The organism is Nocardioides sp. L-11A (assembly GCA_029961745.1).
In the GTDB taxonomy this organism is placed as follows: domain Bacteria; phylum Actinomycetota; class Actinomycetes; order Propionibacteriales; family Nocardioidaceae; genus Nocardioides.
This window is the reverse complement of sequence record CP124680.1, coordinates 4,296,598-4,309,275: the sequence shown is the minus strand read 5'-3', so window position 1 is coordinate 4,309,275 and position 12,678 is coordinate 4,296,598. Positions and strand designations below refer to the sequence as shown.

At 71.2% G+C, this 12,678-nt stretch carries 8 protein-coding genes; 6 read left to right on the top strand and 2 right to left on the bottom strand.

The annotated features are described in order from the left end of the window. Positions 1–28: 28 nt before the first annotated feature. A complete protein-coding gene (locus QJ852_20715) occupies positions 29–2,182 on the bottom strand; it encodes an MMPL family transporter (protein WGX95564.1) in 2,154 nt (717 codons plus the stop codon). A 183-nt stretch (positions 2,183–2,365) separates the two neighbouring features. On the opposite strand from QJ852_20715, the gene groES reads away from it, so the two are divergent. The 5 genes from groES (at position 2,366) to QJ852_20690 (ending at position 7,906) form a co-directional block, all read left to right on the top strand. Continuing rightward, positions 2,366–2,659 (top strand): co-chaperone GroES, encoded by a 294-nt coding sequence (groES, locus tag QJ852_20710; GenBank protein ID WGX99489.1) that lies wholly within the window; start codon positions 2,366–2,368, stop codon positions 2,657–2,659. Between the two features lie 143 nt (positions 2,660–2,802). Next, complete coding sequence (gene groL / locus QJ852_20705) at positions 2,803–4,428, top strand: chaperonin GroEL (protein WGX95563.1); 1,626 nt, start codon at positions 2,803–2,805, stop codon at positions 4,426–4,428. A gap of 125 nt (positions 4,429–4,553) precedes the next feature. Beyond that, positions 4,554–5,414: a GNAT family N-acetyltransferase gene (locus QJ852_20700; protein WGX95562.1), complete on the top strand. Its 861-nt coding sequence runs from the start codon at positions 4,554–4,556 to the stop codon at positions 5,412–5,414. 87 nt (positions 5,415–5,501) lie between these two features. Further along, positions 5,502–6,902, top strand: coding sequence for a cytochrome ubiquinol oxidase subunit I (locus QJ852_20695; GenBank protein WGX95561.1), 1,401 nt, complete (start codon positions 5,502–5,504; stop codon positions 6,900–6,902). Further along, complete coding sequence (locus QJ852_20690) at positions 6,899–7,906, top strand: cytochrome d ubiquinol oxidase subunit II (protein WGX95560.1); 1,008 nt, start codon at positions 6,899–6,901, stop codon at positions 7,904–7,906. Before QJ852_20695 ends, QJ852_20690 begins: the two co-directional genes overlap by 4 nt. Here QJ852_20690 and zwf read toward each other — a convergent pair. After that, positions 7,900–9,366 (bottom strand): glucose-6-phosphate dehydrogenase, encoded by a 1,467-nt coding sequence (zwf, locus tag QJ852_20685; protein ID WGX95559.1) that lies wholly within the window; start codon positions 9,364–9,366, stop codon positions 7,900–7,902. The genes QJ852_20690 and zwf overlap by 7 nt on opposite strands. 147 nt (positions 9,367–9,513) lie before the next feature. On the opposite strand from zwf, the gene QJ852_20680 reads away from it, so the two are divergent. Further along, positions 9,514–12,645 carry an HtaA domain-containing protein gene (locus QJ852_20680; GenBank protein ID WGX95558.1) on the top strand — a complete coding sequence of 1,044 codons (3,132 nt, stop codon included), beginning with the start codon at positions 9,514–9,516 and terminating at the stop codon, positions 12,643–12,645. The last annotated feature ends 33 nt before the right edge of the window (positions 12,646–12,678 follow it).

Genomic DNA, 12,678 nt, shown 5'->3' with positions numbered 1-12,678 from the left:
CGATCCTGTCAGGTCGGGGTCGACCGGGTCAGGCGGTGGGGGTGAGCTCCTTCTCCGGCTCGTCGTCGCGCTTCTCGTCGCCGTGGCCCGGCCACCAGGCGGCGTGACCCAGCAGCGAGGTCAGCGCCGGCGTGAAGAACATCGACATCACGAACGACACGATCAGGATGCCGACGGCGAGCGCGAAGCCCATGGACACGATCAGCGTGTTGCCGCCGAGCATCAGCGAGGCGAACGTCCCGGCGAGGATCACGCCGGCGGCGGCGATCGTGGGTCCGGCGTGGGTGACGGCCTGGGCCGCCGCGCCGTGCGGGTCGCGACCCTCGCGCGCCTCCTCGCGCAGTCGCGCGATCATCAAGATGTTGTAGTCCGTGCCGAGTGCTGTGACGAACAGGTAGATGTAGATCGGCAGCATGAAGATCAGGCCGGACTCGCCCCCGATGAACTGGAACGCGATCACGGTCAGGCCGAGGGTCGCGGCGAAGCCGAGTCCCACCGCGGCCATCAGGAACCACGGCGCCACCAGGCTGCGCAGCAGCAGCGCCAGGATCAGCAGGATGACCGCCGCGGCGACGGGGAAGACCACCTTGTAGTCGCGGGCCATCGCCGCGGACATGTCGGCGAAGATGCCCGGCGTGCCGCCGACGTACGCCTCGGTGCCCTCGGGGGCGGCGGCGTGGGCGGCGTCGCGGATCGGGCCGCCGACGTTGTCCTGGGCGGCGTCCGAGACGGGATCGTCGTGGAGGGTCAGGTAGTACTGGTAGGCCGTCCCGTCCGAGGACGGGACCGGACCGGTCACCTGGTCGACGCCTTCGGCCTCGCCGAGCGCGGTCTTGAACGCCTCGAGCTGGTCGGGGGTCACGTCGGCGCCCTCGGCATCGACGAGGACCGGCACCGGCTCGGCGGCACCCGCGGAGAAGTGCTCCTGGAAGGTCTTCATCGCCTCCGTCGACTCGACGCCCTCGGGCAGGCTGGAGTTGAAGTCGAAGGACGGGCTGAAGCTGAGCGCGAAGATCGCGAGGATCGTCATCGCGCCGCCCGAGACCAGGGCGGTCAGGCCCGGACGCCGGCCGACGGTGTTGCCCAGCTTGATGAAGGTGCCGTGCTTCGGCTCCTTCTGCCACGACTTCGACGGCCAGAAGAGCGCCTTGCCGAGCAGCGAGACGACGGCGGGCACGAGGGTCAGCGCGGCCAGCAGGGTCACGAACACCGCGATCGCGAGGGCCGGGCCGATGGCCCGGAAGATGCTGAGCGAGCTGAGGATCAGCGCCATGAAGGCCACGATCACGGCGCCGCCCGCGGAGGCGATCGCCTCGCCGGCGCGGTCGAGGCTGTGCACGACCGAGTCCTTGACGGCGGCTCCCTGACGCAGCCGCTCGCGGTGGCGGAACAGGAAGAAGAGGATGTAGTCGGTGCCGACGCCGTAGAGGACGACGACGAGGATCTGCTGCACCGACGCGTCGGCCTTGAGTCCGAAGATGTCGTTGGCCCAGGCGATGGCGCCGGTGGCGATCGAGGACACCAGGCCGACCACGACGATCGGCAGGAGGCAGATCAGCACGCTGCGGAAGATCAGGGCGAGCAGGCCGACGATGAGGACGACGGTGGCGATGCCGACGATGAGCAGGGTGCTCTCGCTGGACTCCTGCGAGTCGAGACCCTGGGGCACGCCTCCGGTCGTGCGGACCTCGAGGTCGGTGCCCTCGGTGAGGTCGCCGAGCTCGTCGCGCATCTTCTCGGCGTCGTCGAATGCCTGGGGGTCGAAGCCGGTGGCGCCGTCGGCGAGCGGGATGACCGCGAACAGCACGGTGCCGTCCTCGGAGAGGTTCGGCTCGCCGACCTCGTTCTGCGCGATGACCATCTGCTGGAAGGTCTTCTTGCCGAGCGTGGGCGCGAGCTCCTGGGCGAGCCCGGCGACGGCGGTCTGGTCGTCGGCGGTCAGCGCGCCGCCGTCCTTGCGCTCGATGACCAGGATCGCGCCCGGGGAGAAGGCGTCGGAGAACTTGTCCTCCTGCAGCTTCAGCGCCTGGATCGATTCGTAGTGGTCGGGGAGGAACTCGGAGTTGTCCTGGGTCGACTCGAGGGCGGGCGCGGCGGCGCCCACGATCACGGCGAGGAGCACCCAGGCGCCGATCACATACCAACGGAAACGGGTCACGAAGCGGCCGAGCGCAGCAAACATGTCGAGAACGCTAGTGGCCCGCCCCGACGTCAGGTCAACCGACTTTGGTCGTGATCACGTCCGCCTAGGGGTGTGCTCTGGCACTCCCTTGCGGAGAGTGCTAGTTTCGTCATTGGCACTCTCACCGCGAGTGTGCCAATGCAGAACACACAGACACAGTCTTAGAAAGTGGAGGTCGACATCGTGTCGGTCAACATCAAGCCGCTCGAGGACCGGATCGTCGTCAAGCCCCTCGAGGCCGAGCAGACCACCGCCTCTGGTCTGGTCATCCCCGACACGGCGAAGGAGAAGCCCCAGGAGGGCGAGGTCCTGGCCATCGGCCCCGGTCGCATCGACGACAACGGCAACCGCGTCCCGCTCGACGTGGCGGTGGGCGACAAGGTCATCTACAGCAAGTACGGCGGCACCGAGGTCAAGTACTCCGGCCAGGAGTACCTCATCCTCTCGGCCCGCGACGTCCTCGCGGTCCTGGCCTGATCCGAGCCTTCCGGCTTGCAGGAATCGCCGGTCGACCGGTTGTTCTGTCACTTGTCGGGCGTTGCAGCGCCCGACAAGTGACAGTTTCGCCGGTTGACCGGCGATTCCCACATCACCGAACCACCTCTCCCTAGGAGAACGAAGTGCCCAAGATCCTGGAGTTCGACGAGAACGCCCGCCGTGCCCTCGAGCGCGGCGTCGACGCGCTCGCCAACACCGTCAAGGTGACCCTCGGCCCCAAGGGCCGCTATGTCGTGCTCGACAAGAAGTGGGGCGCGCCGACCATCACCAACGACGGCGTGACCGTCGCCCGTGAGGTCGAGCTGGACGACCCCTTCGAGAACCTCGGTGCCCAGCTCACCAAGGAGGTCGCGACCAAGACCAACGACGTCGCCGGTGACGGTACGACGACCGCGACCGTCCTGGCCCAGGCGCTGGTCCACGAGGGGCTGCGCGCCGTCGCCGCCGGCGCCAACCCGATGGGCCTCAAGCGGGGCATGGACGCCGCGGCCGGTGCCGTGGCCGACGCCCTCAAGGCCGCCGCCCGCGACGTCGACGACGAGAAGGACATCGCCTCCGTGGCGACCGTCTCCTCGCGCGACAGCCACATCGGCGAGCTGCTCGCCGAGGCCTTCGGCAAGGTCGGCAAGGACGGCGTGATCACGGTCGAGGAGTCCAACACCCCCTCGACCGAGCTCGAGTTCACCGAGGGCATGCAGTTCGACAAGGGCTACATCTCGGCGTACTTCGTCACCGACGCGGAGCGCCAGGAGGCGGTCCTCGACGACCCGTACCTCCTCATCCACCAGGGCAAGATCAGCGCCATCGCCGACCTGCTGCCGCTGCTGGAGAAGGTCATCGCCGCCGGCAAGCCGCTCTTCATCCTCTCCGAGGACGTCGAGGGCGAGGCGCTGTCGACGCTGGTCGTCAACAAGATCCGCGGCACCTTCAACGCCGTCGCCGTGAAGGCCCCGGCCTTCGGCGACCGCCGCAAGGCGATGCTGCAGGACATCGCGGTGCTCACGGGCGGTCAGGTCATCTCGCCCGAGGTCGGCCTCAAGCTCGACCAGGTCGGCCTCGACGTGCTGGGCCAGGCCCGTCGCATCGTGGTCACCAAGGACAACACCACGATCATCGACGGCGCCGGTGAGGCCGCCGACGTCAACGGTCGCGTCGAGCAGATCAAGAAGGAGATCGAGGCCTCCGACTCCGACTGGGACACCGAGAAGCTCCAGGAGCGGCTGGCCAAGCTCTCCGGCGGCGTCGTGGTGATCAAGGTCGGCGCCCACACCGAGGTGGAGCTGAAGGAGAAGAAGCACCGGATCGAGGACGCCGTCTCCGCGACGCGCGCCGCGATCGAGGAGGGCATCGTCCCCGGTGGCGGCTCCGCGATCATCCACGCCTCCTCCGCGCTGGACGACGACCTCGGTCTCAGCGGTGACGAGGCGGTCGGTGTCCGGATCGTCCGCAAGGCCGTCGAGGAGCCGCTGCGCTGGATCGCCGAGAACGGCGGCGAGAACGGCTATGTCGTCACCCACAAGGTCCGCGAGCTCGGCGTCGGCAACGGCTACAACGCCGCGACCGGCGAGTACGGCGACCTCCTCGCGCAGGGTGTCATCGACCCGGTCAAGGTGACCCGTTCGGCGCTGGCCAACGCGGTCTCCGTGGCGGGCATGCTGCTGACGACCGAGACCCTGGTCGTCGACAAGCCCGAGGAGGAGCAGCCCGAGGCGGCCGGTCACGGCCACGGGCACGGTCACGGCCACTGATCCACTCCACACCGACCCGTCGCGTTCGAACGCGACGGGTCGGCGTGTTTTTGGGGTTCAGATGCGACGGGTCGATGAAACACCGATGATCGCGCGGCGTGACCTCCGTCCGGCATAGTGAGGACATGCTGTGGCGCGTGCGAGCCGGACTGGCCGACCGCCCCGGGGCGTTGGCCGAGCTGGCGGCGGCCTGCGGGCGGGCGGGGGTCAACATCGTGACGGTCCAGGTGTTCCCCGAGGGCACCTCCGTGACCGACGAGCTGGTGCTCCAGGTGCCACCCGAATGGACCCGCGACCAGCTCCAGGAGCTGGTCACCCGGGCCGGGGGTTCCGCGGTGTCCGCCGCACCGGTCACGACGGCGGCACTCGAGGATCAGCCGACCCGATACGTCCGGGCCGTGCGCGAGATCATCGCGCAGCCGGCGTCCTTCCCCGACGTGGCGGCGCACCTGTTCGACGCCGACGTCGCGCCCAGCACCGGCGCCGACGACGTGCTGGAGATGGTGGTCGGCGGGTCGGCCACGATCCAGATCCGCCGCGACACCCCCTTCACCCCGACCGAGCGGGCCCGGGCGCACGCGCTCGCGGAGTTAGTCGGCGAGGTCCTCGACACCCAGGTGCCGCCCGCCCCGCACCAGCCCGGAGCGGGCGACCCGGAGTTCGTGACCACGGGCGAGGTGGTGTCCGCGCTGGCGGGCGGCAAGGTCGCCGGACGGGCGGAGTACGCGCGGGCCGAGGGCGACGCGCCGTGGCCCGTCGACCTGTGGGTCGACCCCGCCTGGCACCGGCGCGGCGTCGGCACCCGGCTGCTCGCCGACGTCGCCCGCGCGGCGCGCTCGGCGGGCGCGGAGGAGATCGTGCTGACGGCACCCTCGGACACCAAGGCGGTCCTCCCGATGGTGCTCGCGGCCGGCATGCGCGGCCGGATCCGGATGGCGGGGGAGTCGCTGACGGTGCGGATCGCGCTCACCGACCTGCGCCGCTGACCGGCCCGTCGGCGTACCCCAGGGGTGTGGCGGAAGTGACACCTGCGGCGACTTTGTGAACGCATTCACAAAGGCTACGGTCGAAGGGTGCTGGCCCCCGACGTCGTCACCGCCCTCACCCACCTCGCCGCCGAGGCCGAGCCCGCGGGCCTGCTGCCCGCCCGACAGCAGATGGCGCTCTCGCTCGGCTGGCACATCGTGCTGGCCTGCTTCGGCGTCGCGTTCCCGGCGATGATCTTCACGATGCACCTCATCGGCATCCGCCGGAAGGACCCGGTGGCGCTCGAGCTCGCGAAGCGCTGGGCGAAGGTCTCGGCCGTGCTCTTCGCCATCGGCGCCGTGTCCGGCACGGTCCTCAGCTTCGAGATGGGCCTGCTCTGGCCCGGCCTGATGGGCACCTACGGCGACGTCCTGGGGCTGCCGTTCGCGTTCGAGGGGCTGGCCTTCTTCCTCGAGGCGATCTTCCTCGGCATCTACCTCTACGGCTGGGGCCGGATGCCACCGAAGCGGCACGTGCTGATGGTCCTGCCGATGGCGATCACCGGTGTCATCGGTGCCTACTGCGTGCTCGCGGTCAACGCCTGGATGAACGCACCGACCGGCTTCCGGATCGTCGACGGCGCGGTCACCGACGTCCAGCCGTGGGCGGTGCTCTTCAACCTGCAGACCTTCGTGCAGTTCGCCCACATGTGGGTCGGCGCCTACATGCTGGCCGGGTTCACCATCGCCGGCGTGTACGCCGTCGGCATGCTCCGTGGGCGCCGCGACGCGCACCACCGGTTGGGCTTCCTGGTCCCGTTCGTCTTCGCGTCGATCGCCGCGGTGACCCAGCCCTTCGTCGGGCACGTGCTCGGCTTCGGCCTCGATGAGCGGCAGCCCGCCAAGCTGGCGGCCTTCGAGCTGGCCGAGACGACCGAGAGTCCCTCGCCGCTGCGACTGGGCGGGATCCTGGTCGACGGCGAGGTGAAGTACTCGATCGACATCCCCTACCTCGGGTCCCTGATCGCGATGAACTCACCCGACAAGCCGGTGCCCGGCCTCGACACCATCCCCGAGGAGGACCACCCGCCGGTCAACCTGACCCACCTGGCCTTCCAGACCATGGTCGGCATCGGCACCCTGCTCGCAGCCGCCGTCGTGTGGTTCTGGTTCCAGCGCCGACGAGGGCGCGACCTGCTGGAGAAGCGGTGGTTCCTCCGCTTCGCCGCCGCGGCCGGGCCGTTGGCCGTCATCGCGCTCGAGGCGGGTTGGATCGCCACGGAGGTCGGCCGTCAGCCGTGGATCGTGTACGGCGTCATGCGCACGCCCGAGGCGGTGGGCGACTACTCCGCGAGCCTGTGGTGGCTGCTCGGCATCAGCACCGTGGTCTACACGGCGATGACCGTCGGCGCGGTCGTCGTCCTCCGCTCGATGGCCCGCCGCTGGCGCGCGGGCGACGCGGACCTGCCCAGTCCCTACGCCCCCGAGGTCCCGGAGGTGAGGGGATGAGCCTCGAGCTGGCCGTCGCGGCCGCGCTCTTCGTCGGGGTCATCGCCTACGCCGTCCTCGGCGGTGCCGACTTCGGCTCCGGCTTCTTCGACCTCACCGCGGGCAGCAGCCGGCGCGGCGCGGAGCTGCGGACCCTGGTCGACCACAGCATCGGGCCGGTCTGGGAGGCCAACCACGTCTGGCTGATCTACGTGCTGGTCATCTGGTGGACCGGATTCCCCGCGTCCTTCGCCGCGGCCATGGCGACCCTGGTCCTGCCGCTGCTACTGGCCCTGCTCGGGATCGTGCTGCGCGGCGCGAGCTTCGCCTTCCGCAAGTACGCCGCCACCCTGGCCCAGGCGCGCCTGTTCGGCATCGTGTTCGCCACCTCGTCGATCATCACGCCGTTCTTCCTCGGCACGGTCGCGGGCGGCATCGCGTCCGGCCGGGTGCCGCTCGACGGCACGGGCGACCGCTGGGCGTCGTGGGTCAACCCGACCTCGCTGTTCGGGGGCGCGATCGCGGTCGGGACCTGCGCCTTCCTCGCCGGTGTCTTCCTGGTCGCCGACGCCCGGCGCAGCGGCCAGGAGCGGCTGGCCGACGAGCTGCGCGTCCGGGCGCTCGCCGTCGGTGCCGTCACCGGCGTGGTCGTGTTCGCCGCGCTGGTGCCGATCGACCGCGACGCGCCCACGCTGGCCGCGGGGCTCGAGGGCCGGGCCGCCCCGCTGGTCGCGCTCGCGGGCCTGGCCGGCGTGGCGACGATGGCGCTGCTGTGGGCCCGCAGGTACGCCGTCGCGCGGGTCACCGCGGTCCTCGCGGTCGCCGCCGTGGTCTCCGGGTGGGGCGTGGGTCAGTACCCCTGGCTGCTCGTCGACGAGGTCACGATCGCCGACGCGGCCGGGGCCACCGCGACCCTGCAGGGGCTGCTCGTCGCCGTCGGGTTGGCCGTCGTGGTCGTGGTCCCGCCGCTGGCCTATCTGTTCAGGCTCACCCAGTCGGAGGCGTGGTCCCGCCCGGATCACTGACCGTTCGGTGAGGCGGGATGGTTGCCGAGTCGCCAGCCGCCGAGGGGCAGCTCCAGTGCCGACGCCGGCCCCCACGTCCCACAAGCGTAGGGCTCCGTCGTCGGCCGGCGGTCGAGGACCGGCTGGAAGATCTCCCAGAGCCGGTCCACCTCCTCGGAGCTGATGAACAGCGTCCGGTCGCCCCGCATCACGTCGAGCAGCAGCCGCTCGTAGGCCTCCAGCGGGTCGGCGCCGGGCACGTCGTCGACGAGGTCGAGGCGGAACACGCCCTCGACCAGTGCCATGTCGGGCCCGGGCCGCTTGGCGCGGACGTCGATCGCGACCCGCGGCTGGTCGGCGAGCTCGATGACCAGCTCGTTGGGCTCGGGGATGCCGCCGCCCTCCGGCTTGAGCCACCGGTGCCGCGGGTCACGGAAGCGGACCGTGATCGTGCGGTTGCCCTCGGCCAGCGCCTTGCCGGTGCGCAGGTAGAACGGGACGTCGCGCCAGCGGTCGTTGTCGATCCACATCTCCGCCGCGACGAAGGTCTCCACCTCCGAATCGGCGGCGACGTCGGGCTCGGCGCGGTAGCCGTCGTACTGTCCGAACACGACGCGCTCCGGGTCCAGGGGCCGCACCGCCGAGAAGGTCGCGGCCTTCGCCGCCCGGATCGCGGAGGCGCGGAACGCGTGCGGATCCTCCAGTGCGACGAAGCCGAGCAGCTGGGCCAGATGGGTGGTGACCATGTCGCGCAGGCAGCCGGTGCCCTCGTAGAAGCTGCCGCGGCCCTCGACCGTCAGTCGCTCCGGTACGTCGATCTGCACCGACTCGATGCTGTGCCGGTTCCAGGCGGGCTCGAACAGGCCGTTGGCGAAGCGCAGCGCGAGGATGTTCTGCACCGCCTCCTTGCCGAGGAAGTGGTCGATCCGGAACACCTGGTCCTCGGCGAAGGCCGAGCAGAGCACCTCGTGCAGCTCGCGGGCGGTGGCGAGGTCGGTGCCGAAGGGCTTCTCGGCGACCAGGCGGGATCGGTCGACGAGGTCCTCGCGGCCGAGCATGCCGACCATCCCCTTGACGGCCCCGGGCGGCACCGAGAGGTAGAGGAGACGTCGTACGTCGCCCAACAGGCAGCCGCAGGACGCGAGGATCCGGTCCTCGGCCTCCGCGACCGCCCGGGCCAGCTCGGTCCCGTCGTCGGCGGAGGATGCCACGAACCGGGTCCGCGCGAGCAGCGGCCCGGCCACGGACTCGTCCACGTCGCCGACGAACTCGGTGAGGGCGTCGCGCACCTGGCTGCGGAAGTCGTCGTCGCTGCCGGGGGAGTGGCGGCCGCTGCCGATCACCTCGACGTGCTCGGGAAGCCGGCCCGCGGCCGCCAGGCGGTAGAGCCCGGGGAAGAGCTTCCGGGAGGCCAGGTCACCGGTCGCGCCGAAGAGCACGAGCACGTGCGGGGGCAGGGCGTTGCCGGGGTCCGAGGTCATCCGTCCAGCCTCCCGGACCCGTCAAGGGTCCCGCCCTTGTCGACAAGGTGTCGACAAAGCCGTGTCGGATCCATAAGGTAAGGCTTGCCTAAATCCAGAGCAGCCTCGGGTCCTGCTCCCTCTCTGTCGTCCCCGAAAGGACCTCCGGTGACCTCGTCGTCGTCCGGGTGGGGCGCTGCCGCGCGCCCACCCCTGCTGCTCGTGACTGTGCTCTCCCTGCTGCTCCCGGCCCTGCTGCTCGCTCCCCCGTCCGTCCGGGCGGCGGAGGGCGAGGGCACGGTCGTCGCCGTCGCCGACGGCACCGTTGTGTGGGGCGTGCGGGCCTCCTTCCGCAACTACATCGGCCCGGAGGGCGTGACCGTCTCCGACGGCCTCACGCAGAACGACGACGGCGAGTTCGTGTTCGACGTCGCCGACGGCAGCTACGACCCCGACAGCCACGCGCTGCACCTCGATCTCACCGGCACGGTCGGCTTCAACGCCCACGGCGGCGCGCTGGACATGACCTTCAGCGATCTGGAGGTGACCATCGACGGTGACGTCCAGGCGATCACCGCCGAGGTCGTGTCCACGACCCTGGCCGGGGAGGTCGTCGACTACGGCCGCGTCCCGCTCGCCGATCTGGACATCGCCTCGACCACCCCGACGGTCGGCGCCGAGCGCACCACCTGGACCGGTCTGACGGCCACCCTCACCGAGGACGCGGCGCCGGCGTTCGCCGGCTTCTACGGCACCGGTGCCGCTCTCGACCCGGTCACCATCGACTACGCCGGACCGGGCGGCAAGCCGGTCGTCACTGCCGAGCGGATCGTGGTCTCCGGGGCGCCGCAGTACGAGCCCGCCGGCGAGATCGACGGACTGGCCGAGGTGACGAACCTGGTGGCCGACACGGAGCGCGGCGTGCTCCACGTCCAGCACCGTCCCGAGGGCGCCGGGGCCGCCGTGCTGCAGGCCTACGACGACGAGACCCTCGCCCCGCTCGACACGCCCACGATCGGTGCCGCGAACGGCGGCTACCCCGGCATGACGCTCGACGCGGCCACCGGCGCGGTGCTCATGGCCCAGGGCGAGCAGGTCGTGGTGTACGTCCTCGACCCCGCCACCGGGTACGCCGCCGCCGTGGTCGAACCGGGCATCGGCACCGTCCAGGAGATCTCCTACGACGGCCTCTACCGCAGGGTCATCGTCCTCGGGTCCGCGGGACTGGCGTTGCTGACCGCTGCGGCGCAGGCGCCCGGCTACCAGGTGCAGACCTTCTCCGGCCTCAGCTTCGAGGGACGGGAGTCGGTGGCCTCCCGCGCCCGGACCAGTCTGGTGACCACGTCGGCCGGCGTCGCGCCGACCTACGGCAACGGCGCTCGTCTGATCACGCTCTCCAGCGCGACCTCGACGATGACGGCGGTGCCGCTGGAGGGCGTCGCCGACCCGAAGTCGATGCAGCCGGGTGTCTTCGACCAGCCCACGATGGCCTTCCGGGACGACCGCGGAGTGTGGCTCTCGGCGTACACCGGTGACAAGACGCGCCTCGTGTCGGCGGGCGGGCAGTGGACCGCCGGCGAGCGCATCGAGGCCGCCGGGGGCACCTTCCTCGCCGAGCGCGTCGAGACGGCGACCAACTCGGTGCTGATGCTCGACTACTCCGCTCGCAGGTTCCGGGTCTGGAACCGCGACGGCTGGACCGACGTCAGCGTGCCCGGCCTGGGGGCGAACTCGTTCTCCCACTACCTCGGTGCCGACATCGGCACGGATCAGACCGTGTTCGTCGCCAGCACCACCGGCGACGACCGCGTGCTGAAGTACCGGATGGCCGGGCTGGCTCCCGTGGCGGCGACCTCGCCCGCCGACCAGACCGTTCGGCTCGGCAAGGACGACACCGCACGGCAGATCAGCCTCACCGCCGCGTTCACCGGAGCCGACGCGATCCGCTGGCAGACGCGCGGCAGCGCGTCCGCGAAGTGGGCCGACGTCCCCGAGGCGACAGGCGAGACGCTGACCTGGTCGGCGACCAGCGAGGACAACGGCCGACAGTTCCGGGTGCTCGCGACCAACGACCAGGCGACCAGCGCCTCGGCCGTCGCCGACCTCACCGTCGAGTTCTTCCCGCGCGTGGCGGCACAGCCCGACAGCATCACGGTCGCCGAGGGCGAGGACGCCCTGTTCAAGGTGATGCCCTCCGGCTACCCGTACCCGGACATCAGCTGGCAGCGCAAGGTCGGCGGCTTCTGGCAGAACGTCGGCGGTGACGACGAGAGCATCGAGGCCGACGGCGGCTTCCTCACCGTGCACGACACCGGCAGCGCGCAGACCGGCACCCAGCTGCGGGCGCGGCTCTCCAACGCCGTCGGCACGACGTACACCCGCGCGGCCACGCTGACGGTGGCCGCGCCGTCCGCCGTCCGTCGCGAGATCGGCGGCGGCACGCTCATCTGGGGCGTCAAGAGGTCGTTCCGCGACTACCTCGCCGGGCCGATCGCACACGGCAGCATCACCGTCTCCGGCGGTGTCACGCAGCACCCCGACGGCACCTTCGCCTTCCCCGTCAGCGGCGGCTGGAGCGACCCGGCGCAGGGTACGGCGGAGGTCCGGCTCGGCGGCACGGTGCGCTTCGCGGGCCACGACGGCCCGCCGACCTGCGCGGTCGAGCACTCGCCGTGCCTGGCGCTGACCATCAGCGACCCGGTGCTGCGGCTCTCCGGCGCGACCGGTGAGCTGGTCGCCGACGTCGAGTCCAAGGACGAGGCGACCCACGAGATCGTGTCCTACCCCGGCGTCGTCCTCGCCGAGGTCGACGCGGAGGGCTGGAGGGCGGTCGGCGACCGGATCACGGGCGGCCCGCTGCCCGCGACCCTGACCGGGCCCGGAGCCGGGGCCTTCGCCGGCTTCTACGCGGCCGGCGCCGACCTCGACCCGGTCACCCTGGACGGCGTCCTCGGCGCCGAGATCACCGACCCGGTCGTGACCCCGCCCCCGCCGGTGGCCGCAGGCAAGGCCGAGGTCGCGCTGAACTGGAGGTTCAAGAAGGCCAAGGTCCGCACGGGCAAGCGGGCCGTGATCGTGCTCGACCCGCGCCTGGTCGGGGCGACCGGCCTGCCGACCGGTCAGGTCGTGGTCCGGGAGGGCGGCAAGGTGCTCGCCACGGTCCACCTCGGCAACAGGGCCCGGGTGAAGATCCGGCTGCCCCGCCTGGCGAAGGGACGTCACTTCGTGCGCCTGGAGCTGGCCGGCACGGTCGCGCAGGAACCCGCCCGGACGGCGTACCGGAAGCTGGTGGTCCGCTAGCAACGCACCGGGGTCACGCCCGGCCCGGACCGG